This window comes from Haloferax sp. KTX1, assembly GCF_902410085.1.
Taxonomy (GTDB): Archaea; Halobacteriota; Halobacteria; order Halobacteriales; family Haloferacaceae; genus Haloferax; species Haloferax massiliensis.
In genome coordinates this window covers 657012-680828 of sequence record NZ_CABPRH010000001.1, presented here as the reverse complement: position 1 = coordinate 680828, position 23817 = coordinate 657012, and the positions used below count along the sequence as shown (strand labels likewise).

Here is a 23817-nt window from a genome sequence, read left to right as displayed (position 1 = left end):
ATGAGTGCATTCAGCGCAATCGGTGAAGAAACGGAGCAGGACCAAAACGAGTTCACCCCCGGACTCGAACCCCAGCCGACGTGGTGTCCGGGCTGCGGTGACTTCGGTGTCCTCAAGGCGCTCAAGGGCGCGGCGGCCGAACTCGGCCTCTCGCCCGACGAGATGATGGTGACGACCGGTATCGGCTGTTCCGGCAAGCTCAACAGCTACTTCAACAGCTACGGCTTCCACACCATCCACGGTCGCTCGCTACCCATCGCCCGCGCCGCGAAGCTGGCGAACCCCGGCCTGACCGTGGTCGCCGCCGGCGGCGACGGCGACGGCTACGGCATCGGTGGCAACCACTTCATGCACACCGCCCGTGAGAACCACGACATCACCTACATCGTGTTCAACAACGAGATCTTCGGCCTCACGAAGGGCCAGACCTCGCCCACGTCGCCGATGGGTCACAAGTCGAAGACCCAGCCTCACGGCTCGGCCAAGACGCCGCTGCGTCCGCTGTCGATGTCCCTGAACGCCGGGGCGTCGTACGTCGCGCGGACGGCCGCCGTCAACCCGAACCAGGCGAAGGACATCATCGTGGAAGCCATCCAGCACGACGGCTTCTCCCACGTCGACTTCCTGACGCAGTGTCCGACGTGGAACAAGGACGCCCGTCAGTACGTCCCGTACATCGATATCAACGACTCCGACGACTACGAGTTCGACAAGACGAACCGCTCGGAGGCCTCCGAGATGATGTTCGAGACGGAGAACGCCCTCCACGAGGGCACCGTCCTCACCGGCCGGTACTACGTCGACGAAGACCGCCCGTCCTACCAGCAGGAGAAACAGCGCATCGGCGAGATGCCCGAAGAGCCGCTCGCGGAGCGCTACTTCGACGACTCCTACGAGTGGGAGCGGACGTTCGACAACTTCCTCGACAAGCACAAGTAACGTCGCCGACGTCGTCGGCGGCGTTCGGTTTCCGGCCGGCGACCGCGCCGGTTCGATGTGACCGAGAACCCTTTTCGGATTCGCAAGATATTTTTTACCCGTGAGAAAACCAACGGGCATGGAAACCACGTCCACGGAGGGACGCATCCTCGCGGTCTTGGAGGAAGACGCGAAAGCGTCGTACGCCCAGATCGCGGACAGGGCGGGCGTGTCGAAGCCGACGGTCCGGAAATACATCCGCAAACTCGAAGACGACGGCGTCATCATCGGCTACTCCGCCGACGTCGACCCGAAGAAACTCGCCGGGCAGTCCATCGCCATGGTCGGCATCGACGCGACGAGCGAGCGCTACGTCGAGGTCACGCGCACCCTCAAGGAACTCGACTCGGTGGAGGCGCTGTACACGTCCTCCGGCGACCACATGCTGATGGCCGAGGTCCGCGCCGTCGACGGCGACTCCCTCGGCGACGTCATCTCCGACGAGATCCTGTCTATCGACGGCGTCACGGCCGCACACCCCTCGTTCCTGCAGGAGCGACTGAAGTAACGCGACCGACTGCGACCGCGACCGACCCGCCGCGTCCTTCCTCGTCCGTTCACTTTCGCCGCGCTATCTGAAGCTTCAGGTGCGTCGCGCCCGTCCCCTCGACTATGGCGGAGGAGACGCTGCCGGGCACGGCCGACGACGGTCCCGACAGCATCGTCCTTCACGTGGACATGGACTGCTTTTACGCCGCCTGCGAGCGCCTGCGCGAGCCCGAACTCGAAGGCGAGCCGGTCGTCGTCGGCATGGGCTACGAACCCGGCGAGGGTCACGGCGCGGTCGCGACGGCGAGCTACGAGGCCCGCGAATTCGGCGTCGAGAGCGCCCAGCCGATTTCGACCGCGCTCGAACGCCTCCCGCGAATCGACGACCTCGGCCCCGACGACGACCCCGCGGCGGCGGGCCACTACCGCACCGTCGACCTCGACTTCTACAAGAGTGTCGCCGCCGACGTGAAGGCGATTCTCCACGACTGCGCCGACGTGGTCCGCGAGGTGAGCATCGACGAGGCCTACCTCGACGTGACCGACCGGACCGCGTGGGACCTCGCGGCCTCGGGCGACCGGACGCTGGCGGAGGGCTTCGCCCGCTACGTGAAACAGCGCATCGCCCGCGAGGTCGGCGTCGCGGCCTCCATCGGCGTCGCGCCGAACATGTCGACCGCGAAGATCGCCTCCGACTTCGACAAACCCGACGGGCTGGTCGTCGTCCGCCCCGGCGAGGTGCGGTCGTTCCTCGCGCCCATCCCGGTCGAGGAGGTCCACGGTGTCGGTCCCGTGACGGCCCGGAAACTCGGCTCGCTCGGCATCGAAACGGCGGGCGACCTCGCCGAGGCCGACGCCTCGGCCCTCGAAGCCGAGTTCGGCTCCCGCGGCCGCGAACTCCACGAGCGGGCCCGCGGCTACGACGACCGGACGGTCACGCCGACGGGCCGGCCAAAGAGCCTCTCTCGGGAGTCGGCGTTCACCGAGCCGACCGACGACGTCGAGGACAAACGGGAGGTCGTCCGCGCGCTCGCGGCCGACGTGGCCGACCGCGCGCGCTCCCGCGGAGCGATGTACCGGACCATCGGTATCAAGGTGGTCGTCCCGCCGTTCGACATCAACACGCGGGCCACGTCGCTTTCCGGCCCCGTCGACGACCCCGAACTCGTCGAGTCGGTCGCGCTCGACCTGCTCGACGCCGAGTTCGCGGAGACGACCGTCAGAAAACTCGGCGTCCGCGTCTCGAAGCTCTCCTTCGCGGACGCCGACCAGTCGAGCCTCGACGGTTGGGAGTCGGCCGGGTCTGGCGGGGCAGACGGTGACGGCCGCGTCAGCGACGAGACCGAAGCGAGCGCCGCTGCCGACGGTGACGACGAGCCACCGGCCGGCCGCGAGGCTCCCTCGCGCGGCGGCCAGTCGTCGCTCGTCGAGTTCGACTGACCCCGCGGGACCGGCGGGGCGAGGGGGAGGAACTATGGCCTCCGAGGGAGTCCACCAACTCGGATGACGGATTCGGACACGGAAACCATCTCGGTCGCCGAGATCAGCGACGGACCAGGGGGAGAGGGAACCGAAGAACCGGGGACGAGAGTCGACCTGCCGGTGGTCGACATCCTCACCGGCCGGGGGTTCGTCACGGGCAAGTCCGGCTCGGGCAAGTCGAACACGGCGTCGGTCATCATCGAGAACTTGCTGTCGGCGAACTTCCCGGTGCTCATCGTCGATACCGACGGCGAGTACTACGGCCTCAAACAGGAGTTCGAACTGCTCCACGCCGGGGCCGACGACGAGTGCGACATCCAGGTGAGCCCCGAGCACGCGGAGCGACTCGCCACGCTCGCGCTCGAACAGAACGTCCCTATCATCCTCGACGTGTCCGGCTACCTCGACGACGCGGCCTCCGACGAGCTGGTGACGGAGGTCGCAAAACACCTCTTCGCGAAGGAGAAGAAGCTCAAGAAGCCGTTTTTGATGCTCATCGAGGAGTGCCACGAGTACATCCCCGAGAAGGGCGGGATGGACGAGGCGGGCAAGATGCTCATCAAAATCGGAAAGCGCGGGCGCAAACACGGCCTCGGCGTCGTCGGCATCTCCCAGCGCCCCGCCGACGTGAAAAAGGACTTCATCACCCAGTGCGACTGGCTCGTCTGGCACCGCCTCACCTGGCGCAACGACACCAAGGTCGTCGGGCGCATCCTCGGCTCGGAGTACGCCGACGCCATCGAGGACATGGGCAACGGCGAGGGCTTTCTCGTCACCGACTGGTCCGAGTCGATTCGGCGCGTGCAGTTCCACAAGAAACAGACGTTCGACGCGGGCGCGACGCCCGGGCTCGACGACTTCGAGCGCCCCGACCTGAAGTCAGTCGACGGCGACCTCGTGTCGGACCTCAAGGAGATATCCGACGAGAAGGCGAGACAGGAGAGCCGCATCGCCGACCTCAGACAGGAGCTAGACAAGAAAGAGGCGCGGATTCGACAGCTCGAACGCGAGTTAGAGGAGGCGCGGGACCTCTCGCGGATGGCCGACCAGTTCGCGCAGGCGATGTTCCAGAAGGCCGAGTCGCCCTACCGCGGCGGCGACGGTCGCAACCTCAATCGCCCCACCGAAAAGCAGGCCGCGCTCGGCGAGTACAACGAGCGTGCCGAGGGTGAGGCGGCAGACGCCGCGGCCGACGCCGACTCCGCAGGGGGCGATGCCACCCCCGGAGAAGCGGACGACGCGCCACCCCGGCGGTCGCTCGAAGCGCCCTCCGGGCCGCCGTGGCCGACCCACGGACTGCTCTCCGAGGGCGGCGAGGCGTCGGCCGACGGCGCGGCCGACGGGGGCGGCGTGACCGCGCCGACCGACGACGAGTCGTGGCTGGCTGACGCCGAGATGGGCGACTTCGAGCCGGCGGAACTCCACCCCGCGCCGGGCGCGGAGAGCCGCCGGGACGTCGTCGAACGCATGACGGCCATCGTCGACGCGCTGGGCGACGCCCACCACGGGATGCTCGCGCACTACCGCGAGCGCGGCGTCTCCGACCCGCTCGCCGCCCACGTCGCCGCCGGCGAGACCGGCGACCAGCACCTCGCCTACGGGCGAAATCGGTCGCTTCGCCGGGCGGGGTTCATCCGGCACGCCGGCCGCGGGAAGTACGAGTACGCGCTCCCCGACCTCGTGAGCGACGAGTACGCGGACCTCTTGGACGAGGACGAACTCCGGGAGACGGTCGCGGCTATCGAGGCGTCGTTCGTCGAAGAAGAGGCCGACGGGGAGTAGACGCGAGACGCGACGCGGGCCGTCGGCCGGAGTCAGAGTGTTTTTTCGACGCGCTTACAGCCCGGAGACGAGGTCTTCGAGCGCCGCGCGCGGGTCGTCGGCCTTGGCGACGCCGGAGGCCAGCAGGATGCCGGACGCGCCGAGTTCCTCGGCGGTCACTACGTCGTCGCCGGTCGAGATGCCCGCGCCGCAGTAGACGTCCACGTCGTCGTCGACGTTGGCCGCGGCGTCGACGGCGTCGGTGACGATGCCGGGGTCGGCCGTCGCGACGGAGACGTCGCCGCCGATGAGCTCCGGCGGCTCGACTGCGACCGAGTCGGGACCGAGCGCGGAGACCGCGCCGATCTGGGCGGGGTTGTTGGCGCAGACGCAGGTTTCGAGGCCCGCTCGCTCGGCGGCCTGCACGGAGCCGTCGATGTCGGCGAGCTTCAGGCGCTTTTCGGAGTGGTTGATGAGCGTGCCGACCGCGCCGGCCTCGGCGACGGCCTCGGCGAGGGTGCTGCCGGTGTGGCTGCCGTGGCCGTTCGGGTCGACGTGCTGGGCCCACGTCTCGACGCCGGTGTCGGCGACGCGGGAGACGTCGGCCGCCTGCGGGGAGACGGCGATGCGGACGCCGGATTCCTCGGCCACGTCGCGCGCGGCGGTGGCGACTTCGATGGGGTCACACGGGTACGCCTTGAGGTTGACTAGGATGAACACAAGCGAAGTCGGGCCCGGCGAGACTAATAAATTGGTTTTCGGGGCCGCGATTGCCACGAGACGGCGTCTCGCGGGCGGAAAATCGTGATAAACTCCGCGGGGACTCGGCCGTGCGGTTCCCGCGACGGGTCGGCGGAACTAGTCGCCGACTCGCGTCAGTCCTTGCGCTTGACGACGTCGCCGAGGGTGGTCGTCGTGGAGCCGCCGCCGGACCACTCGGAGTCGTCGTCGCTCTCGCCTTCGACGAGCGAAATGTCGAGCTTGCGTTCGATCTTCTTCCGGACGGAGTCCGGCGGCATGATGTCGCCGCGTTCGAGCTTGCGGATGAGGCTCGCCTTCTCGTTGAGCGACTGGGCGAGCTCTTCTTGGCTCAGCCCGCGGGACTCCCGCGCCTGCCGGATGCGGTCGTCGTAGTCGGTCGCGATTTCGTCCATGTCGTCGAACATGTCGCGGCGACGCCGCTTCGACGAGGAGGAGGAGGAAGACGACCCCGAGGAGCGAGAGGAGTCCGAGCCCGACGAGGAGGAGGTGGAGTACTTCGTGCTCGCGCTGGAAGTCGACTCGGTGCGGACCTCCGTGCCGAACTCGGCGCAGTCGTCACACAGCTGTAGTTCTGCGCCTTCGACCTTCACAGTCTTCAGAGAGGCTTGGTCGGAGCCGCACATCTCGCACTGAGGCATACACTCACGTACCCGCCCGCCGCGTATAAAAGGCACGCCACCGGCCACTCCCCCGACGCGACCGAACCAACCGAACCACGACCCGTCACTCGCGTCCGAGACGCTGCCGGACCTGCCGTCGGAGCGGTTCCGTGACGACCCGGTGGCCCCGTCGATAAACGACGAGGTACGAGACCGGCAGAAGCGCGACGAACGCGACGATGAGCCAGCGCCCCTGCGTGAACGGGTCGGGCGGGAGCGTGAACGCGCCGGCGGCGTACGACGCGACACCGGCGAGCATCACGGCGAGCGCGGCGCGCTCGGTCCTCGACGGCGGTCGGCGTCTCGGCGTCCCGCTGACGAAAAACAGCAGGTACGCGACCAGTCCGACCGGAACGAAGGCGACGAGCGCCCCGAGGAGGTTCGGGAACCCGTGGCCGCGGGCGGCGGCGTTCTGCGAGACCCAAAGCGACGTGGCGACGAGGACGACGACCGGGACGAAAAACAGCGTCGCCTCCGCGGGCGACGGAACGATGGAGGGCACGAATCCTCGTCGTTCGTGTCATCTAATAATATCTTTGGCGGGGGTTTCGGGACAGTCAGCTCCGCCCCACGTCCGCCAGCGGGAGCGTCAGTCGGACGGTGCTCCACCCGTCGCGCCGCTCGTAGTCGACCCGGCCGCCCGCGGACTCGACGACCCACTTGGCGACCCACAGCCCCAGTCCGGAGCCGTGGCTGAGTTGCGTGATATCCTCGTCGCCGAAGACGGCGGCCCACTCGATTTCGGGGATGCCGTCGCCGTCGTCGCTGACCCGGAGCGTCGCGTCGTTCTCGCGTCGCTCCGCGTCGATGCGGACCGTCACGTCCTCGGGGGTGTGTTCGAGCGCGTTCTCCACGACGTTGGCGAGCGCCTGCGCGAGTTTCGGCCCGACGGACACCGGGAGCGACGACGGGAGGTCGAGGTCGAACGTCGCCGCGGGGCATCGGGGCCGCCGCGACTCGACGACGGCGCGGACCGTTTCGGTCGCGTCGACCGCCTCGTCGGGCCGTTGGTCGTCGAGGACGGCGGCGGCGGTTCGGGCCTTCTCGCTGACCCGCAGGAGCGTCTCCGTGTGGTCGGCGATGCGCCCGGCGGCGTGGCCGACCCGCGGGTCGGCCGTCGCCTCGCGTATCTCCTCGGCCATCCCGAGGACGACGTTCATCTCGTTTCGGAGGTTGTGTCTGAGGACGCGCTGGAGCACCTGCAGGTGCTCTCTGGCCCGGCGCTGGCCGGTGATGTCCGAATAGATGGAAAAGCCGTACCGCCTCCCGTCGCCGCGGCTGTAGGGGATGCCGCGGTAGAGGAACTCCCGTCTTCCCCACGCGGTCTGCCGGGTGACGATGGCGTGGTTGGCCTTCCCGTCGGCGGTCCGCTGGTCGAAGTCGACGGCCTCGTCGTCCGCGTCCGGCGGGACGATGAAGTCGTTGAGCGACTCGCCGCGAACCTCGTCGGCGTCGTAGCCGAAGACGGACTCGAACCCCGGGTTAACCGCCCGCACGACCGGCTCGATGCCGACGATTTCGAACTCGATGACGGCGTCGTCGATGAGGTCGAACAGGTGGTCGAAGCGGTCGCGCTCGGTGTGTAGTCGCTCGGTCGTCGGTTCCGCGGTCTCGCGGCGCACCGCGCCGACCACCCGGTTCGTGCCGGATTTGGGGCGTTCGCCGTCTCCGCCGCCGTCGCCCCCGCGGGACGGGGCGAACGCGATTTCGACTTCGGCTTCGGTGGCCGGAGCCGCCGCCCCGCCGCCCCCCGAGAGCCGACAGCGACACCGCCGGCTCTCCCACCCGCTCGCCGCTCGCACGGCGTCGAGCGTCCCGCGAACCTCCGGCCAGTCTCCGTCGGCGACGAACTCGGAGAACGGCCGTCCGCGGAGCGCCGCTGCGTCCGCGCCGAGATGCGCCGCGAACTCGTCGCTCGCGCGGACCACGGTTCCCGCCGCGTCGAGGACGAACATCACCTGAGGAGAGCCGAGCGCCGCGGGCGCTCACCGTCGGTTAGAGAAAACGGGCATCGTGGGGACGCGCGGTGAGATTGCGCGAGTATATGAGAGTATACTGCGCAGTTGTGCATCATTCAATTCGTTCTCAGATGGTGATCTGAAATACATAAATCCGCGTTCCCGGGCAACATCCTCGGGCAGTCGGTCGGGTTACGTCAAGTCGCTCCACGCGCCCCAGAACCGCTGGACCGCGGTGAGGTGACCCACGACGGCGAAGAACACGAGGAGCCAGCCGACGAGCGTCAGCCCGCCGACCGAATCGGGGTAGACGGCGGCCGCGAGGCCGACGAGACCCATGAGCGCCAGTCGGTCGGCGCGGCCGACGAGGCCGCCGTAGGCGCGGCCGAGCCCGACCGCCTGAATCTGCGTGCCGAGGTAGGAGGTCATGAGGACGCCCGTGACGGCGGCGAGGCCCAGCGCGAACGAGTCGATACCGGCGGCGAGACCAACGAGGACGACGATGTCGGCGTAGCGGTCGAGCACGTGGTCGAGCAGGTCGCCGGCCTTCGAGGAGACGCCCTGCTCGCGGGCGAGCGCGCCGTCGACGAGGTCGAGCCAGCCGTTACAGAAGACGAACACCGCGCCGAGGCCGTACCAAAGCGGGTCGGCGAGGCCGAAGGCGACGCCGGCGGCGACGGCGAACCCGAAGGCGACGACGCTCACGCCGTTCGGCGAGAGACCGGCGGCGTCGGCGACGGAGACGAACGGGGCGAGCAGTTTGTCGGCGGTGTCGCGGTACTGGTCGAGCGTCATAGGTAGTCGATGAAGTCGACGGTTCCCGCCGAGGGTTCGCGCTCGCCCGCGACGACCGCCGCGATGTCGTCGGCGACGGCGTCGGGGTCGCGGTCGGTCGTGTCGATTTCGTACACCGCGTCCTCGCCGTGGAACTCGACGGCCTCACCGAGAATCACGTCCAGCGCCTCGGATTCGCGGTTCTCGCGCGCCTTCGCCTCGGACTCGCCGCGGTCGAGGAGTCGCTGTTCGAGGATATCGGGGCGACAGCGAAGCACGACCACGCGGTCGGCCTCGAAGTGGTGTGCGAGGTGGCTCTCGACGACGCCGTCCCAGTCGCCGAGGTGGTCGCGGGCGGCGTCGAGGTCGACGACGAGCGTGTCGCGGTCCTCGTCGCGCTCGGTCCACAGCCCCTCGTCCTTGACGAGCCGGTTGAGGTGGACCACGTCGAGGTCGAGGTCGTCGGCGACGCGTTCTGTCGCCGTGGTCTTGCCGGTGCCGGGCGTGCCGGTGACGACGACTCTCACGCCGGCGGCACCTCCGAGACGATGCGATTGAGCACGTCGACGGCGCGTTTGGTCTGTGCTTCCGTGCCGCAGGAGACGCGGATGCACTCCGGCAGGCCGAAGCTCCCGCAGTCGCGGACGATGACGCCCTCGCGCTGGGCGGCCTCGGTGACGGCGGTGGCGTCGCCGACCTCGACGAGGACGAAGTTGCCCTCGCTTTCCCACGTCGGCGAGTCGAGGTGCTCGCGGAGGTACTCGCGGGACCACCGGGCCGACTCGACGGATTTCTCGACGTGGTCCTCGTCGTCGAGCGCGGCGAGCGCGGCGCGGCAGGCGAGCTCGCTGGCGGCGAACGGCGTGTTCACGCGGGCGTAGGCGTCGCCCCACGCCTCGGGCACGCAGGCGTAGCCGATTCGGAGGCCGGCCAGCCCGTACGCCTTCGAGAACGTCCGCAGGACCGCGATGTTGTCGTACTCCGAGAGGAGGTCGATGGCCGACGGCTCCTCGGCGAACTCGCCGTAGGCCTCGTCGACGACGAGGAGCGTGTGGTCCTCGACGGACTCGCCGAGTTCGACGAGTTCGTCGCGGGGGAACACGGAGCCGGTGGGGTTGTGCGGCGTCGTGAGGTAGACCATGCGCTCGCCGTCGTAGGCGTCGAGGACGAGGTCGGCGGTCTGTTCGAAGTCGTCGCCCTTCGACACCTCGTACTGGACGGCGTCGCCGTGGTGGTAGCGGGCGCTCATCGAGTAGTACGAGAAGCCGGGCGACGGTTCGAGAATCCGGTCGTCCGGTTCGAGCATCGCGCGGGTCAGGTAGTCGATGGAGCCGTCGGCCCCGGGCGACACCCACACCTGTTCGGATTCGAGGCCCCACTTGTCGGCGAGGCGTTCGGTCAGGTCCGTGTGGGCGGTCTTCGGGTAGACGCTCACGGTCGGCGCGGCGTCCTCGATGGCGGCGACCGCCTTCGGGCTCGGGCCGTGGGGGTTCTCGTTCGAGGAGAGTTTCGTCAGGTCCTCGGGGTCCATCCCGAGTTCGCGGGCGACCTCCTCTGTCCCGCGGCCGGGTACGTAGGGAGCGTGCGCGGAGAGGTCCCGTGGTTGCATGGTCGGAAAATGCGGGTCGCGGTTCTTAAGCGTGCGTACTCCGGGTCGGCGCAGACGGACCGGACGCGCCGACGGCCGTCACCCGAGTTCGGCCCGGAGCGACTCGGCGAGCCGGAGGGAGAGCGCCGCGATGGTGAGCGTCGGGTTCATCGCGCCGCCGGTCGGGAAGACGCTCGACCCCGAAATCCAGAGGTTGTCGAGGTCGTGGGCGCGGCAGTCGGCGTCGACGACGCTCGATTCGGGGTCGTCGCCCATCCGCGTCGTGCCCATGTGGTGGTACGCGGGCCCGGTCTCGTCGGGGCCGACGGTCCAGCGGTCCTCGACGCCGAGTTCGTCCAGCACTCGCGTCTGAATCTCGTTGGCCCGCGAGAGGGCGGCCCTCGTCCGCTCGTCGACCGACCAGTGTATCTCGGGGACGGGGTCGCCGAGGTCGTCGGTCGTCTCCCGGTCGAGGCCGACGTAGTTGTCCTCGCGGGGGAGCTGTTCGACCAGCGCGCCCATCGAGACGTGCGTCCCGTAGCGCTCGTCCAACTGGTCGCGCAGGTCGTCGCCCCACGTGTCGGCGTGGAGGGCGTCGATGACCGGCGACGGGCCGGCGTAGTTGAGAAACTCCAGTTTGAGGCCGTTGACCGGGTCGGCGTCGTCGTAGAACTGGTGGCACTCGCTGGTGTTGAAGCCGACGTGGTTCTGTCGCGTCGGTCGGTCGAGGCGGCCGCCCGCCCCGGCGAACAGGTGGTCCATGAAGTACCGACCGACCGCCCCCGAGGAGTTGGCGAGGCCGTCGGGATAGCGGTCGGACTCCGAAAGCAGGAGCAGTCTGACGTTCTCGACGCCGCCGCAGGCGAGGACGAACTGGGTCGCCTCCTGTCTGTGGGTCTCGCCGTCGGGCGTCGTGTAGGTCGCGGCGACGACGCGCTCGCCGGCCGCGTCGTGTTCGAGTCGCCGGACCCGCGCCCGGTCGATGACCCGCGCGCCCGACGCTTCGGCCTTCTCGACGTGTGACTCGGCGGTGTACTTCGCGCCGGAGGGACAGACCGGCTTACACGTCCCGTAGCCGACGCAGGGCGACCGGTCGTCGTAGGGTTCGGAGTTGCGGGCGTTGCCCACCGAGTGCATGTCGATTTCGAGGCGCTCGCAGGCCTCGGCGAAGATGGAATCGGAGTGCGACGGCCGGAAGGCGGGAAGCGGGTGAGGTTGCTCCCGCGGCGGCGCGTAGGGGTTGTCGGCCGCGCCGGCGACGCCCAGTTCGCGCTCCGCGGCGGCGTAGTGCGGCCGGAGGTCGTCGTAGCCGACGGGCCAGTCGACCCCGACGCCGTGTCTGGATTCGAGTTCGAAGTCGCGCTCGTGGAGGCGCATCACCATCCCCTGCCAGTGGAGCGTCGACCCGCCGACGCCCTTCACGCGGGCGGCGTTCAGCGGGTAGAACGACTCGCCCGAGGAGGAAAACGCGTCCCGCGGGCCGCCCATCTCCCACGGGCCGCCGAGGCCGGGGCGGATGTGCTGTTCCAACTGCTCCCGCCTGTCGCCGTCGAACCGCGGCCCGGCTTCGAGGACGACGACCGTCGCCCCCGACTCGGCGAGGCGATGGGCCACGATACCGCCGGCGGGCCCGGCACCGACGATACACACGTCGGCGTCTGTGACGGGGGTTCTATCCATCGTCTCCCCCCGAGCCAGCCGTCCCGTCATCCTCGGCAGTCTCGTCTCCGGCCATCGTCGCCCGCCGGTAGCTCTCGGCCCCGCCGGGGTGGCCGATGGGGTTCTCGATGCCGACGAGGCGGCCGCCGGTCGGCGAGGCGTAGAAGGCGTACAGCAGTTCGTTCACGACGTGAAACCGGAGGCGCTCGGAGAGCGTTCCGTCCGGAACCGGGTCGGCGGTGTTGACGCCGAGTTCGCGGAGCAGGCGGTCGCGGTCGGCCGCCGGCAGGTCGGCGAAGGCCGCGCCCTCCCAGTCGCGGGCCACGCCGTCCAACTCGGTCGCGGCGTCGACCATCGCATCCCGGCGCACGTCGTCGCGGGCGCGGCCGATGACGTAGGTCTCGACGAACTCGGGGATTCCTTCGACGGCGCTCGGGTAGACCACCTCGCCGGCGGCGACCATCGTCTCGCGCACCGCGGTCGGCGGGGTGTCGCCGCCGTCACCGGCGTCACCGCTGTCTCCGCCGCGCCCACCTGTCGAATCGGCGGTCGGCGGGTCGAACTGCGTCAGCGAGACGGCCCCGCCGGTGACGCCGAGTCCGGCGAGCACGGCCAGCGCGTCCCGTCGCGTCAGTCGCATTCGGCGGGAATTAGGTCAGCCTAATTATAGGGTTTGTCCTCTCACCCCGCGCGGTCGAGAACGACGCCCGCGACGGCGCTGAGTGCGAGTATCGCGACGCCGACGAGTGTCATTCGAGGGACGCGCATACGGTCGGGTTGTGACTCGGCGATGAAAAAACGGGATGCCGGTCGCGCTCAGTCCTGTCGCACGTCGTGTTCGAGGACGCCGACGCCCTCGACTTCGACCTCGACGGTGTCGCCGTCTTCCAGCGGGCCGACGCCCTCGGGCGTTCCGGTCGAGATGACGTCGCCGGCTTCGAGCGTCATGTAGGTCGTGATTTCGGCGACGAGGTCGGGAATCGAGAAGATGAGGTGTTCGATGCTGGAGTCCTGTCGCGTCTCGCCGTTCACGCGGAGCGAGATGCTCGCGTCGTCGGGGAGGTGGTCGGGGTCGGCGAGGACCGGCCCGAGCGGGGCGGAGCCGTCGAACGCCTTCCCGCGGACCCAGTTCGTCTCGATGTCCTGGTCGTCGCGGTTGGACACGTCGTTCATGACCGTGTAGCCCGCGATGACGCCCTCGGCGTCCTCGGGCGCGACGTTCCGGCACTGCTCGCCGATGACGACCGCGAGTTCGGCCTCGTGTTCGACGTTCTCCTTGCCCGCGGGGAGCGCCACGGTGTCGCCGTGGCCGGCGACCGCGTTCGGCGGCTTGAGGAACAGAAGCGGCCGGTCGGGGACCTCCTCGTCGCGCTCCTCGGCGTGCTTGGCGTAGTTGCGGCCGATGCAGACGATTTTCGACGGCTCGCACGGCGGAAGCACCTCGACCTCGTCGAGGTCGTAGCGCTCGCCGCCGAAGGAGACGGAATCGCCGTGCCACTCGCCGGTTCGCACTGCGCCCGCGGGGTCGCGGAATCGAACGTGATGCATGCCCCACGCGTCGGCGGGGGGCGTGATAGGTTTTTACATCGCGCGAGACGGCCGGTGACGTGAGACATTCTTGCACGATTCTCATCGCTTTTGTAGTCGTGGGATGACGGACGTGTATCGGCCGCCCCGGACAGTTCGTTCGAGTGGACTCCGGCGGCCGATTTTACTGTCGAAATCGACGCGAGAGCGGCGGGCCCGTTTCACCGGCCGTCGCCGCGAAAAACCCGACGAGCCTCGCCGCGACTCGCCGACGAGCGCGCCCGCCGAAAAGCGGTCACACCGCCCCCTGCGAATAACTTTTTGTGTATTTCGCATGTAACAACCGAGTGCTATGGAACTCACCTGGCACGGTCACTCGACGTGGTACGTCACGGTCGGAGACACCTCGCTTCTCATCGACCCCTTCTTCGACAACCCCGCCACGTCACTCGACCCGAGCGACGTGGAGACGCCGGACTACGTGCTTCTCACCCACGGGCACGCGGACCACATCGCCCACGCAGGCGAGTTCGACGGCGCGACGGTCGTCGGCACGCCCGAGGTCACCGGCTACGTCGAAGCCGAAATGGGCGTCGACGACACCATCGGGATGAACATCGGCGGGACGGTCGAACTCGGCGACGCGTTCGTCACGATGGTCCGCGCCGACCACACCAACGGCATCAACACCGGCTACGAGCACGAGGCCGGGATGCCCGGCGGCTACATGATCAGCGACACGGTGCCGACACAGGAGTCCGACGACGAGTCGACGACGTTCTACCACGCCGGCGACACGGGACTCATGACCGACATGCGCGAGATTTTCGGTGCCTACTTCGAACCCGACGCGGCCGCGCTCCCGGTCGGCGACCACTACACCATGGGGCCGTGGCAGGGCGCAGTCGCCGCCGACTGGCTCGGCGTCGACCACGTGTTCCCGATGCACTACGACACGTTCCCGGCCATCGAAATCGACGTGCGCGACTTCGAGCGCGAGGTGAAAGCCGCCGGCAGTCAGGCCGAGGTCCACGCCCTCGACGGCGACGCATCGTTCACGCTCGAATAACCCCGGCCCCCGGTCGGCGGCGACCCGTTTTGGGGTCGGCGCTTGTGCACACCGTTGTCCTATTGAGGAACTTTTAGGGTCGGTCGCTCCTTTCCTCGGAATGAATGTCCGACATCCAGACCTCTACTGTCAGCGAGGACGGTTTCGCATGCACGAGCCAGGTCGGCGACTTCGACCTCCAGATCGACGCCACCGACGAGACGGGACCGAACCCGAACGCCGCGCTCGTCGCGACGTACGCCTCCTGTTTCCTCCCCGCGTTCCGCGTCGGCGGTCAGAAGACGGGCTTCGACGACCTCGGTAAGGTCCAGATCGACGCCGACGCCGACCTCGACGACGGCGACGACCTCACGCGCATCAGCTTCGACGTCTACGTGGAGTCCGACCTCTCGGACGACGAGTTCGCCGAGATCACGGACCTCGCCGAGGACATTTGCCACGTCCACGACGCGCTCCGCGACGAGCTGCAGGCCGACGTGACCGTCGTCGGCGACGCGTTCTAAGCGTCGCTCGCGGCTCGCGCCGACACGTATCCATTCTTTTCGCAGAAATCGACGCCGCCAGCGACGGGTGTCGCGGCGGACGCTGAACCGCGCCCGCCGGATCAGTAGCGGCGCTTCTTATAGCTTCGAAGACTCATAGCCTCGCCTTCCACGATGATAACCTCGCGGTCTTGGGGGTCCGATTCGACGACGTCGTCGACCTGTTCGCGGAAGTACGGGCTGTTCGGCTCTTCCATACCACTCCCTTCGTCGCCCCTAATAAAAATCTTTGTCAGACATTCTCACACGCGATATCGTGTGAGCCGTTCGGCGAATCAGTCGTCGGCGGCCGCGGCGGCCGGTTCGTGGCTGATGTCGGTGCCGAGCACGTCGAGGAACGCCGCCAGCCACTCGGGGTGGTCGGGCCACGCCTGTCCGGTGACGAGGTTGCCGTCTACGGTCACCTCGTCGACCCACGAACAGCCCGCGCGTTCGACCTCCGCGCGGACGGCGGGGTAGGCGGTCATCTCGTAGCCGTCGAGGACGCCCGCGGCGGCGAGAATCTGCGGGCCGTGGCAGATTGCGGCGACCGGCTTCCCCTCGTCGAAGAAGTGCCGGACGGCGTCCAGCACCTCGTCGTAGCCGCGGAGGTACTCCGGCGCGCGACCGCCGGGGACGACGAGCGCGTCGTAGTCGGCGGGGTCCACGTCGGCGAACGTCGCGTTCAGCGCGAAGTCGTGACCGCGGGTCTCCAGATACGTCTGGTCGCCGCGGAAGTCGTGGACGGCGGTCTTACACCGGTCGCCGTCCTCCTTTTCGGGACACACCGCGTGGACCTCGTGGCCGACCATCTGGAGCGCCTGAAACGGTACCATAATCTCGTAGTCCTCGACGAAGTCGCCGGCGAGGAGCAGAATTTTCTTTCCGGACATGGGCTTCACCCGACCAGTAGTTGTCGCGTCAGAACGATAATGATTGTGCAGGAGGAGAGAGCGACGGCACCGGCGTCAAGGTCTGGCCGCGAGAGCGGCTGACGCCGCCTATTTCGAGACGATGCGCCCGATGTCGCCGAGGCCGTCGAGGACGAAGTCGGGTTCGTAGTCGCTCGCCGCGAGGGCCGCGTCGTCGGTCACGCCGGTTCGGACCAGCGCGGTCCCCATACCCGCGTCGAGGCCGAACGCGATGTCGGTGTCGAGGCGGTCGCCGACGATGAGCACCTCCTCGGGCGGCAGGCCGAGTCTGTCGAGGACGTACTCCTGGGCGACCCGCGAGGGCTTGCCGAGAATCGCGTCGGGGTCGCGCTCGGCGACGCCCGCGACGGCGTTGATAATCGCGCCCGACCCGGGGATGTCGCCGTCGGCTGTGGGGATGATGACGTCGGGGTCGGTGCCGTAGAAGGCGGCCCCGGACCGGAGCGCGCGGTTGGCGTCGCGGAGGTCGTCGTAGTCGAACTCGCGGTCGATGGCGACGACGACGACTTCGGGCCCGTCGCCCGGCCCGACGAGTTCGAGGCCGGCGTCTCGAAGCTGGTCGCGGAAGCCCGACTCGCCGATGCAGAAGGTCCGCGCGCCGGGATGTCTGTCGGCGAGGTACGCCGTGGTGGTCGTGCCGGAGGTGACGACTTCGTCGGCGGTCGCGTCGATGCCGGCCCGACGGAGCCGCGCCTCGTAGGCGACGGGCGCTTTCGTCGGGTTGTTCGAGACGAACAGCCGGTCGAGCCCGACGGCGTCGACGGCGGCGAGGCCGTCGAGCGCGCCCGGGATCGCTTCGTCACCGCGGACGACGGTTCCGTCGACGTCGAGAACCACTCCTCTGTAGTCCATCGTCCTCGGTAGGGAACCGGGGCTGTTGAACGTTCGCCCGAGAGAATCGTTATGTTCCACGGTGGCATATGTCACTGTATGGATGTCTCTTCGAAGCGGCTGGTCGGGTGGCTCCGCGGCCCGGCGACCGGCAACAGCCCCATCGGCGTCTACGGGCTCGTGACCGCGATGGTCGCGGTGTTTCTGACCTACTCCATCGTGGCCACGGTCTCCGTCGTCGGCCCGTTGCTGTCGACGACGGCCCTCCTCCTCCTGTCGGTCGGCGTGTGGCTCGCGACGTGGGCGGCCCTCGACGTCGTCGCCAGCCGGACGCTCCGGGAGTCGGAGGGCTGAACCGTCTCCGGGGTTGCGGCGGGACCGTCACAGAACCAAAGACCAATATGCGCGTCGCCCCACTCGTCTACCGTGACGAACACGCAGCTGACACTCGTCCAAATCGACAACTACGGGCCGTGGACGGTCACTCCGGACCCGCGGCGGGAGATGGACCTCCAGACGCTCCAGTCGCGGCTCTTCGCCGACTTGGCCCAGTTCGTCGGCGCTCGCGACGGGTACGCGTTTTTCACCCGGTTCGACAACATGGTCGCGGTCACGAACGGGCTCGACCGCGACGACCACGAACTGCTGCAGGAGTCTATCGCGAACCGCTATCCCGTGACGCTCAGTCTCGGCATCGGCGTCGACCGGTCGCCCGCGGTCGCGCTCGAACGCGCCACCGACCGCATCCAGCGCGTCGGGAGCGCACAGGACGGCGACCGCCGCGAAGTGCTCTCCGGAGAGACGCTCGCGGACGCCGACCGCACGGGAACCGACCTCCAAATCGCGCACTTCGACGTGAACGACGCGACGGGCAAGTACACCGACCGCCTCAACGAGTTCGACACGTTCATCCACATCGAACAGGGCTACGCGTCGCTCATGCGCCACCTCCGCGAGGAACACGGCGCGCTGTCGTTTTTCGTCGGCGGCGACAACATCATCTCGGTCACGCCCGACCTCACAGAAGACCAGTACCGCGACGCTATCGCCCACGTCGAGGCCGAAGCGGACGTGGAGCTCAAAGTCGGCGTCGGCACGGCGTCGAACGCCCACGAGGCCGGCTTCGCGGCGAAGCACGCGCTCGAAGACTGCCGCCACCGCGGCACGACCGTCGAGTTCGCCGACGCCGCCGTCGAGACCGCAGACGACTGAGCGATGGAGGGTCGCGCGGTCTACTTCGTGGCCCCCGAACGCGTCGAGGTCCGCGAGCGCGACGTCCCCGCACCCGGGCCCGGCGAGGTCCGGGTCCGCACCCTGACCTCCGCCGTGAGTTCCGGGACCGAACGGCTCGTTTACCGCGGCGAGGCCCCGACCGACCTCGAAGCCGACGCGTCAATCGCGGCGCTCGACGGCGACCTCTCGTTTCCGCTCCGCTACGGCTACGCCGCCGTCGGCGAAATCGAGGCCGTCGGCGACGACGTCCCCGACTCGCGGATAGGGAGCCGCGTCTTCGCGTTCAACCCCCACGAGAGCCGGTTTCTCGCCGCTCCCTCGGAACTCATCACCGTCCCCGACGACGTGCCCGACGAGCGCGCCGCCCTCCTGCCGACGATGGAGACCGCGCTCAACTTCGTGATGGACGGCCGGCCGCTCATCGGCGAGCACGTCGTCGTCTTCGGACAGGGCGTCGTCGGCCTCGTGACTACCGCGCTCCTCGCGGCGTTCCCGCTCGGCAGCCTGACCGCGGTCGACTGCGTGGCCGAGCGCCGGGCCATCGCCGAGGGCCTCGGTGCCGACGAGGCCGTCCACCCCGAGTCGCTGGACGCGCCCGCAGACGGGGCCGACCTGACGCTCGAACTCTCGGGCGACCCCGACGCGCTCGACGACGCCCTGTCGGTGACGCGGTACGACGGTCGGGTCGTCGTCGGGTCGTGGTACGGCACGAAACCCGCCACGCTCGACCTCGGCGGGCGATTTCACCGCTCGCGCATCAGCGTCGAGAGCAGTCAGGTCAGCACCATCGACCCCGACCTCCGCGGGCGCTGGGACGCCGACCGCCGCTTTTCGTTGGCGTGGGACCACCTCGAAGACCTCCCGCTCGACCCGCTCGTGACCCATCGAATCGACGTCGACGAAGCCGCGCGGGCCTACCGACTCCTCGAAGACGCCCCCGACGAGGCCGTCCAAATCCTCTTTACCTACCGGAACTGTTGACAGTTCATGTACCGCGTCTCGGTCCGCAGGGACCTCATCGCCCAGCACTACCTGACGGTTCCGAACCCCGGCCCGGAGGGTGAGCTGCACTCCCACGCGTTCACCGTCGAGGTCGAACTCTCGGGGCCGGAGCTCGACGAGTACGGCTACCTCGTCGACATCGACGACGTGAAGGCCGCGCTGGACGCGACGCTGTCCCGCTACCGCGACGAGACGATGAACGAGCTCGTGGAGTTCGCGGGGGAGAACCCGAGCGTCGAGCGGTTCGCCCGCGAGGTGTGCGAGCGGTTCGTCGAGGCGGCGTCCCTCGACGCCCCCCAACACGTCTCCGTCCGCGTCTGGGAGGACGACGTGGCGAGCGCGACCTACGAGACCCCGCTCTGACGTGCGCGTCGGACTCGTCGTCTACGGCCCGCTCGACGGTCGCTCCGGCGGCTATCGCTACGACTCCGAACTCGTCCGCGGACTCCGCGCCGCCGGCGACGACGTGACCGTCGTCTCGCTCCCCGAGCGGCCGTACCGAACGAGACTCCGAGACAACCTCACCGCCGTCCGCCGCCTCCGCGGTCTCGACGCCGACGTGCTCCTACAGGACGAACTGTGTCACCCCTCGCTCGTCGGCGCGAACGCCCTGCTCGACGACGACGTCCCGGTCGTCTCGGTCGTCCACCACCTCCACTCGCGGGAGCCGCTGCGGCCGTGGCGACGACACGCCCGCCGCGCGGTCGAGCGTCGCTACCTGCGCTCTGTGGACGCGTTCGTGTTCAACAGCGAGACGACGAAACGGACGGTTGCGGCCGTCACCGACCCCGAACCGAGCGTCGTGGCGCACCCGGCCGGCGACCGCTTTTCGTCGTTCGGCGCGCCCCTCGGCGACGACGAGATACGGGCGCGCGCCGCCGACGGCCCGCTCCGAATCGTCACGGTCTGCAACCTCGAACCGCGGAAGAACGTCGACGGCCTGCTCCGCGGCCTCGCCCGCGTCCGCGGCGACTGGGAGCTAACCGTCGTCGGCGCGCCGGTCGACGGCGATTACGCTGACTCCCTCTCGACGCTCGCCGTCGACCGCGGCATCGACGACCGCGTGACCTTCGCGGGCCGGCTCTCGGACGCCGACCTCGCGGCGACGCTCCGGGAGTCCCACCTGTTCGCGCTCCCCTCGCACTACGAGGGGTTCGGCATCGCCGCGGTCGAGGCGATGGGGTTCGGCCTCCCGGCGCTCGTCTCGTCGGCCGGCGGCGCGGGCGAACTCGTCGCGCACCGCGAGAACGGCTTCCTCGTCGACCCGACCGACTCGGCCGAGATCACCGACGCGGTGGCCCCGCTGTGTCGGAATCGGCGGCGACTGCAGTCGCTTTCGCTTTCGGCCCGCGACCGATTCCTCGCGCACCCGACGTGGGACGAGACGGCGGCGACGATTCGCTCGTTCCTGCTCGATATCGTTGGGGATGCGGACGCGGCGTCGCACCCGAACCGCGATTAGCCGCCGGCGGGCGCGGGACTGCCACCGCCGCCACCGCCGTCGACATCGACGGTTTCTCCGACCTGCGTGTAAACGAGGAGGAGCCCGACCGCGCCGAGCGCCGTCGCGGCCACGAAGGGGACCGCGAAGCCGAAGCCGACGAGGACGCCCGAGAACAGCGCGCCGATGGCGACGCCGAGGCCGAACCCCATCGTGAGAATCGAGAGCGTCGACCCCGACTGGCCCGCCTTGGCGAGGTCGCCCGCGAGGGCGAGCGAGGGGGCGAAGACGGCCGCGACCGCGACGCCCTGCAGGAACCGCGCGAGAATCATCAGCCCCGGCGTCTGGACGAACCCCTGTGCGAGCGTCGTCGGCAACAGGAGGACGAAGCCGCCGACGAGGAACGGCCGCCGCCCGTAGCGGTCGCTCAGCCGGCCGATGGGGTACTGGAAGACCACGTTGGCGAGGACCGTCGCGCCGAACTGCACCGAAAACAGGAACGTCCCCTGGTCGAGGCGCTCGTTGATGACGTTGGCCAGCGGGGCGTACATGGCGATGCTCAGCGCCATCACGACGGTGGCGACGCCGAGGGCGAACACCGGGTCGAGGCCTGACCCGTCTGGGTTCCGCACCGAAAGCGAGATGTCGTCGGTCGCCTCGCTGTCGGTCCGCTCGGGGTCCTCGATGAGCAGTACGATGAGGACGAAGCTGACCGCCGCGCCGACGACGGCGACGAGGAACGCGGCGTCGAAGCCGGAGAGCGCAACGCCGGCGACCGAGTAGGGACCGGCGGTGACGACCCCGCCGGCGACGAGCGGGCCGGTCCCGAAGCCGAGCAGTCGGAAGGTGTTGAACAGGCCGAAGTTGCCGCCGCGTTCGTCTTCCCCGGAGAGTTCGTTCACGAGCGCCACCGTGACCGGGATGGTAAACGCCGCGCCGATGCCCTGCAACGCGCGCATGACGAGTATCGAGCCGTAGTCCGTGAACACGAGGTAGCCGGCGCTCCCGACGGCGACGAGCGCAAGGCCGGTCAGAAGAAAGACCCGCCGCCGACCCGTGCGGTCCGACAGCGACCCCGTGAACGGCTGGCTCAAACTGTTGAGAAAGCCGAAAAGCGAGAGCACGACGCCGATGAGGAGCTCGGTCGAGAGGGGCAACTCGACGGGGCCGAGCGGGAGCGTCGTCCCGACGAACGACGGCATCGACACCAGTTGGCTCCCGATGTACAACGGGAGGACGACGACCAGAAACGAGTTCGCGAGGGCGTCGACCATCCGGGCCAGCGCGAGCGCGAGAATCCGCGTGTCGACGTTCGGGCGCATCGTCGCCCGCTACGGCCCTCCGACGTATCAAGCTACGCGCCCCAGCGACCCTCGCCGCGAGGTACGCGGACGCCGGCCGTGCGGGCGTTGCCTCGACCTCAGTCGCGGTCGGCCCGGACCCACTCTTGGAGCGTGAAGCCCTCGTAGTCGGTCGCGGCGTCGAGTTCCCACTCGTCGTCGTCCCACTCGGGATAGAACGCGTCGCCCTCGTACTCACCGGGGACGCGACTCAGCACCATCCGGTCGAGGTGCGGCTGGAACAGCGCGTAGATGGCCGCGCCGCCGATGACGTAGGCCGTTTCCGCGCCCAGCGACTCCGCGATGTCGACCGCGTCCTCGACGCTCGCGGCGCGGCGGGCGGTGTCGACCGCGAAGGACCGCTCGCTTCGACTCATGACGATTTGGGCGCTCCCCGGCAGGTCGTCGAGCATCGATTCGAACGTCGTCCGGCCGAGCACGACCGGGTCGTCGGCGATGCGGGCGCGGTACTGCTCCTTGTCGGCGGGAATGCTCGGCCACGGGAGTTCGCCGTCGCGGCCGATGACGCGGTTCTCGGCGAGCGCGGCGACAGAGACGAGTTCCATCACTCTTCCCTCGGGCGCGGGAGAGAAAATCGTTGTGCAGCGGCGGTGTCGTCCCGCGGTGTCAGCGCCCGACACCGACCGACCGGCACTCAGTCGCTCCGGTCGACGATGCGCCGGCAGTCCTCGATGAATCCCAAGAGGTCCGCCCCGGCGTCGGTTCCGATGCTGATGATGATTCGCTCCGCCTCGGAGAAGGGAAACTGCAGGACGAACGCGTTCTCGTAGTAGTAGACGACGGCGCGGCGCTCGCCGGCCGGATGCGAGTCGGCACCGGGAGTTGCGAACGGCGTCTCGACTCTGAGGTCGGAGACGGCCTCCGTCAGCGTCCGTTCGGTGTACTGCTCCGAGAGGTCGTCGCGGATGTATTCCAGTTCGTAGTCGTCGTCGGCCGCGATGACGACCGTTCGGAGTCCGTCGCCGATTCGCCTGCTCAGGTACTCGGCGAGTCGATGCGCTGTGTCCCGTACCATACCGCGCCATCACCCCGAGTGGCTATAATCAATTGGTATTTTTGTGGTAATTTCTTCCGGATTGAACGCTAATTCTTTTTAGAGGAGCGACAGAGATTGCGACGCATGGAGAAGGAGTCGCGGGACCTCCGCCGTGACGGCGCGTTGGTTCTAAGTTCTTATTAGGACAAGCTATTGGTGTTACAAGATCCGGTTCCGCTCTATCTCAGATTCACACTGCTTAATGATATTTGATGTTTGTTCTTTGAGGTCTCTCCCAGCAATATCCATTTCTATTTCTAACTCGTGTGTAACCTGCAATCCCCAAAGAGAACCCATCAATTGGTCTACGCCTTCTGGTTCAGATTCAATTTTTCTTGGACGGCCCACCATGTGTTGTCTAATTGAGACAAAGGACTCTCTAAAATCACTAACGAGTTTATTATTGGAAGTTTCTAATATTTCCTCCGCAATCTCATCTTCAACTTCCTTTGCGATCTGATCCATCACATCTTCAGAAACATCATCCTCAATAGATTCTCGGGCCACATCCTTCACATTAACATCATCATATATTTCTGACAGTCCCTTTTGGTCGAATTCTTTCATTGACTGAGCAAGATCAACTGTAGCATTCACTCTCTCACAGAGTGTTATCATTTGCTGGTACCAATCTCGAACCTCTTTGGTTTTATTCCACTTTCTAACAATCCAGTTGACACCGAGGTTGAACACAAACGCAAAAGCCGCCGCTAAGAGTGATGTAAGAACAACTGGAAGCTGTATGCCGAGCATA

At 68.1% G+C, this 23817-nt stretch carries 28 protein-coding genes; 11 read left to right on the top strand and 17 right to left on the bottom strand.

Annotated features, from left to right (window positions below; translation table 11 throughout):
- From FY251_RS03520 to FY251_RS03505, 4 genes are all read left to right on the top strand, one after another.
- A complete protein-coding gene (locus FY251_RS03520; protein ID WP_089778175.1) occupies positions 1-939 on the top strand; it encodes a thiamine pyrophosphate-dependent enzyme in 939 nt (312 codons plus the stop codon).
- Positions 940-1057: 118 nt separating this feature from the next.
- Entirely contained in the window at positions 1058-1486 is a 429-nt protein-coding gene (gene lrpA1 / locus FY251_RS03515) for an HTH-type transcriptional regulator LrpA1 (protein WP_148413467.1), read from the top strand.
- 104 nt (positions 1487-1590) lie between these two features.
- Positions 1591-2907, top strand: coding sequence for a DNA polymerase IV (dinB, locus tag FY251_RS03510; RefSeq protein WP_148413466.1), 1317 nt, complete (start codon positions 1591-1593; stop codon positions 2905-2907).
- Positions 2908-2970: 63 nt separating this feature from the next.
- Positions 2971-4731, top strand: coding sequence for an ATP-binding protein (locus FY251_RS03505; RefSeq protein ID WP_148413465.1), 1761 nt, complete (start codon positions 2971-2973; stop codon positions 4729-4731).
- Between the two features lie 54 nt (positions 4732-4785).
- On the opposite strand, the gene tpiA is transcribed toward FY251_RS03505, so the two are convergent.
- From tpiA to FY251_RS03455, 10 genes are all read right to left on the bottom strand, one after another.
- Positions 4786-5430: a triose-phosphate isomerase gene (gene tpiA, locus FY251_RS03500; protein ID WP_148413464.1), complete on the bottom strand. Its 645-nt coding sequence runs from the start codon at positions 5428-5430 to the stop codon at positions 4786-4788.
- A 155-nt stretch (positions 5431-5585) separates the two neighbouring features.
- On the bottom strand, positions 5586-6110 hold the full coding sequence (locus FY251_RS03495; protein WP_148413463.1) for a multiprotein bridging factor aMBF1: 525 nt from the start codon (positions 6108-6110) through the stop codon (positions 5586-5588).
- An 85-nt stretch (positions 6111-6195) separates the two neighbouring features.
- A complete protein-coding gene (locus FY251_RS03490; protein ID WP_148413462.1) occupies positions 6196-6633 on the bottom strand; it encodes a hypothetical protein in 438 nt (145 codons plus the stop codon).
- 55 nt (positions 6634-6688) lie between these two features.
- Entirely contained in the window at positions 6689-8086 is a 1398-nt protein-coding gene (locus FY251_RS03485) for a PAS domain-containing sensor histidine kinase (protein WP_148413461.1), read from the bottom strand.
- A 195-nt stretch (positions 8087-8281) separates the two neighbouring features.
- Positions 8282-8884 carry a CDP-alcohol phosphatidyltransferase family protein gene (locus tag FY251_RS03480; protein WP_148413460.1) on the bottom strand — a complete coding sequence of 201 codons (603 nt, stop codon included), beginning with the start codon at positions 8882-8884 and terminating at the stop codon, positions 8282-8284.
- A complete protein-coding gene (locus FY251_RS03475; protein ID WP_148413459.1) occupies positions 8881-9390 on the bottom strand; it encodes an adenylate kinase family protein in 510 nt (169 codons plus the stop codon). The genes FY251_RS03480 and FY251_RS03475 overlap by 4 nt, the downstream gene beginning before the upstream one ends.
- Complete coding sequence (hisC, locus tag FY251_RS03470; protein WP_148413458.1) at positions 9387-10472, bottom strand: histidinol-phosphate transaminase; 1086 nt, start codon at positions 10470-10472, stop codon at positions 9387-9389. Before hisC ends, FY251_RS03475 begins: the two co-directional genes overlap by 4 nt.
- 78 nt (positions 10473-10550) lie before the next feature.
- The gene (locus FY251_RS03465; RefSeq protein ID WP_148413457.1) at positions 10551-12131 is read right to left on the bottom strand and encodes a GMC family oxidoreductase; all 1581 of its coding nucleotides are present in this window, start codon (positions 12129-12131) and stop codon (positions 10551-10553) included.
- Complete coding sequence (locus tag FY251_RS03460; protein ID WP_148413456.1) at positions 12124-12750, bottom strand: gluconate 2-dehydrogenase subunit 3 family protein; 627 nt, start codon at positions 12748-12750, stop codon at positions 12124-12126. Before FY251_RS03460 ends, FY251_RS03465 begins: the two co-directional genes overlap by 8 nt.
- Positions 12751-12926: 176 nt before the next feature.
- Positions 12927-13658: a fumarylacetoacetate hydrolase family protein gene (locus FY251_RS03455; RefSeq protein ID WP_148413455.1), complete on the bottom strand. Its 732-nt coding sequence runs from the start codon at positions 13656-13658 to the stop codon at positions 12927-12929.
- Positions 13659-13989: 331 nt separating this feature from the next.
- Between FY251_RS03455 and FY251_RS03450 the strand changes: the two genes are divergently transcribed.
- Both FY251_RS03450 and FY251_RS03445 read left to right on the top strand, forming a co-directional pair.
- Positions 13990-14706, top strand: a complete 717-nt coding sequence (locus FY251_RS03450; RefSeq protein WP_148413454.1) for a metal-dependent hydrolase — start codon at positions 13990-13992, stop codon at positions 14704-14706.
- 104 nt (positions 14707-14810) lie between these two features.
- Positions 14811-15209: an OsmC family protein gene (locus FY251_RS03445; RefSeq protein WP_148413453.1), complete on the top strand. Its 399-nt coding sequence runs from the start codon at positions 14811-14813 to the stop codon at positions 15207-15209.
- 101 nt (positions 15210-15310) lie between these two features.
- Here FY251_RS03445 and FY251_RS23020 read toward each other — a convergent pair whose 3' ends face one another.
- The 3 genes from FY251_RS23020 to FY251_RS03435 all read right to left on the bottom strand — a co-directional run bounded on the left by FY251_RS23020 (position 15311) and on the right by FY251_RS03435 (position 17011).
- Positions 15311-15445, bottom strand: a complete 135-nt coding sequence (locus FY251_RS23020) for a hypothetical protein (RefSeq protein WP_004968055.1) — start codon at positions 15443-15445, stop codon at positions 15311-15313.
- Between the two features lie 78 nt (positions 15446-15523).
- Positions 15524-16120, bottom strand: a complete 597-nt coding sequence (locus tag FY251_RS03440; protein ID WP_148413452.1) for a DJ-1/PfpI family protein — start codon at positions 16118-16120, stop codon at positions 15524-15526.
- A gap of 108 nt (positions 16121-16228) precedes the next feature.
- Positions 16229-17011, bottom strand: a complete 783-nt coding sequence (locus tag FY251_RS03435) for an HAD-IIA family hydrolase (protein WP_148413451.1) — start codon at positions 17009-17011, stop codon at positions 16229-16231.
- Positions 17012-17089: 78 nt separating this feature from the next.
- On the opposite strand from FY251_RS03435, the gene FY251_RS03430 reads away from it, so the two are divergent.
- From FY251_RS03430 to FY251_RS03410, 5 genes are all read left to right on the top strand, one after another.
- The gene (locus FY251_RS03430) at positions 17090-17344 is read left to right on the top strand and encodes a hypothetical protein (RefSeq protein WP_148413450.1); all 255 of its coding nucleotides are present in this window, start codon (positions 17090-17092) and stop codon (positions 17342-17344) included.
- Positions 17345-17416: 72 nt separating this feature from the next.
- On the top strand, positions 17417-18202 hold the full coding sequence (locus tag FY251_RS03425; protein WP_148413449.1) for a GTP cyclohydrolase III: 786 nt from the start codon (positions 17417-17419) through the stop codon (positions 18200-18202).
- Between the two features lie 3 nt (positions 18203-18205).
- Positions 18206-19204: a zinc-binding dehydrogenase gene (locus FY251_RS03420; RefSeq protein ID WP_148413448.1), complete on the top strand. Its 999-nt coding sequence runs from the start codon at positions 18206-18208 to the stop codon at positions 19202-19204.
- A gap of 6 nt (positions 19205-19210) precedes the next feature.
- On the top strand, positions 19211-19588 hold the full coding sequence (locus tag FY251_RS03415; RefSeq protein WP_042663854.1) for a 6-carboxytetrahydropterin synthase: 378 nt from the start codon (positions 19211-19213) through the stop codon (positions 19586-19588).
- A 1-nt stretch (position 19589) separates the two neighbouring features.
- Positions 19590-20687, top strand: a complete 1098-nt coding sequence (locus tag FY251_RS03410) for a glycosyltransferase family 4 protein (RefSeq protein WP_148413447.1) — start codon at positions 19590-19592, stop codon at positions 20685-20687.
- Here the strand turns inward: FY251_RS03410 and FY251_RS03405 are convergent.
- The 4 genes from FY251_RS03405 to FY251_RS03390 form a co-directional block, all read right to left on the bottom strand.
- Positions 20684-21988: an MFS transporter gene (locus tag FY251_RS03405; protein ID WP_148413446.1), complete on the bottom strand. Its 1305-nt coding sequence runs from the start codon at positions 21986-21988 to the stop codon at positions 20684-20686. The two genes, FY251_RS03410 and FY251_RS03405, sit on opposite strands and share 4 nt — an antisense overlap.
- Before the next feature lie 98 nt (positions 21989-22086).
- Complete coding sequence (gene hdrA / locus FY251_RS03400) at positions 22087-22572, bottom strand: dihydrofolate reductase HdrA (protein WP_148413445.1); 486 nt, start codon at positions 22570-22572, stop codon at positions 22087-22089.
- A gap of 89 nt (positions 22573-22661) precedes the next feature.
- Positions 22662-23042 (bottom strand): hypothetical protein, encoded by a 381-nt coding sequence (locus FY251_RS03395; protein ID WP_148413444.1) that lies wholly within the window; start codon positions 23040-23042, stop codon positions 22662-22664.
- Positions 23043-23222: 180 nt separating this feature from the next.
- Positions 23223-23816 carry a hypothetical protein gene (locus FY251_RS03390; protein WP_148413443.1) on the bottom strand — a complete coding sequence of 198 codons (594 nt, stop codon included), beginning with the start codon at positions 23814-23816 and terminating at the stop codon, positions 23223-23225.
- Between the last annotated feature and the right edge of the window lies 1 nt (position 23817).

Excerpts from the sequence above, each read along its gene's own strand:
- FY251_RS03520 (WP_089778175.1), top strand. The coding sequence starts at position 1 with ATGAGTGCATTCAGCGCAATCGGTGAAGAAACGGAGCAGGACCAAAAC.
- lrpA1 (WP_148413467.1), top strand. The coding sequence starts at position 1,058 with ATGGAAACCACGTCCACGGAGGGACGCATCCTCGCGGTCTTGGAGGAA.
- dinB (WP_148413466.1), top strand. The coding sequence starts at position 1,591 with ATGGCGGAGGAGACGCTGCCGGGCACGGCCGACGACGGTCCCGACAGC.
- FY251_RS03505 (WP_148413465.1), top strand. The coding sequence starts at position 2,971 with ATGACGGATTCGGACACGGAAACCATCTCGGTCGCCGAGATCAGCGAC.
- FY251_RS03495 (WP_148413463.1), bottom strand. The coding sequence starts at position 6,110 with ATGCCTCAGTGCGAGATGTGCGGCTCCGACCAAGCCTCTCTGAAGACT.
- FY251_RS03485 (WP_148413461.1), bottom strand. The coding sequence starts at position 8,086 with ATGTTCGTCCTCGACGCGGCGGGAACCGTGGTCCGCGCGAGCGACGAG.
- FY251_RS03480 (WP_148413460.1), bottom strand. The coding sequence starts at position 8,884 with ATGACGCTCGACCAGTACCGCGACACCGCCGACAAACTGCTCGCCCCG.
- hisC (WP_148413458.1), bottom strand. The coding sequence starts at position 10,472 with ATGCAACCACGGGACCTCTCCGCGCACGCTCCCTACGTACCCGGCCGC.
- FY251_RS03465 (WP_148413457.1), bottom strand. The coding sequence starts at position 12,131 with ATGGATAGAACCCCCGTCACAGACGCCGACGTGTGTATCGTCGGTGCC.
- FY251_RS03460 (WP_148413456.1), bottom strand. The coding sequence starts at position 12,750 with ATGCGACTGACGCGACGGGACGCGCTGGCCGTGCTCGCCGGACTCGGC.
- FY251_RS03455 (WP_148413455.1), bottom strand. The coding sequence starts at position 13,658 with ATGCATCACGTTCGATTCCGCGACCCCGCGGGCGCAGTGCGAACCGGC.
- FY251_RS03450 (WP_148413454.1), top strand. The coding sequence starts at position 13,990 with ATGGAACTCACCTGGCACGGTCACTCGACGTGGTACGTCACGGTCGGA.
- FY251_RS03445 (WP_148413453.1), top strand. The coding sequence starts at position 14,811 with ATGTCCGACATCCAGACCTCTACTGTCAGCGAGGACGGTTTCGCATGC.
- FY251_RS23020 (WP_004968055.1), bottom strand. The coding sequence starts at position 15,445 with ATGGAAGAGCCGAACAGCCCGTACTTCCGCGAACAGGTCGACGACGTC.
- FY251_RS03440 (WP_148413452.1), bottom strand. The coding sequence starts at position 16,120 with ATGTCCGGAAAGAAAATTCTGCTCCTCGCCGGCGACTTCGTCGAGGAC.
- FY251_RS03435 (WP_148413451.1), bottom strand. The coding sequence starts at position 17,011 with ATGGACTACAGAGGAGTGGTTCTCGACGTCGACGGAACCGTCGTCCGC.
- FY251_RS03430 (WP_148413450.1), top strand. The coding sequence starts at position 17,090 with ATGGATGTCTCTTCGAAGCGGCTGGTCGGGTGGCTCCGCGGCCCGGCG.
- FY251_RS03420 (WP_148413448.1), top strand. The coding sequence starts at position 18,206 with ATGGAGGGTCGCGCGGTCTACTTCGTGGCCCCCGAACGCGTCGAGGTC.
- FY251_RS03415 (WP_042663854.1), top strand. The coding sequence starts at position 19,211 with ATGTACCGCGTCTCGGTCCGCAGGGACCTCATCGCCCAGCACTACCTG.
- FY251_RS03405 (WP_148413446.1), bottom strand. The coding sequence starts at position 21,988 with ATGCGCCCGAACGTCGACACGCGGATTCTCGCGCTCGCGCTGGCCCGG.
- hdrA (WP_148413445.1), bottom strand. The coding sequence starts at position 22,572 with ATGGAACTCGTCTCTGTCGCCGCGCTCGCCGAGAACCGCGTCATCGGC.
- FY251_RS03395 (WP_148413444.1), bottom strand. The coding sequence starts at position 23,042 with ATGGTACGGGACACAGCGCATCGACTCGCCGAGTACCTGAGCAGGCGA.
- FY251_RS03390 (WP_148413443.1), bottom strand. The coding sequence starts at position 23,816 with ATGCTCGGCATACAGCTTCCAGTTGTTCTTACATCACTCTTAGCGGCG.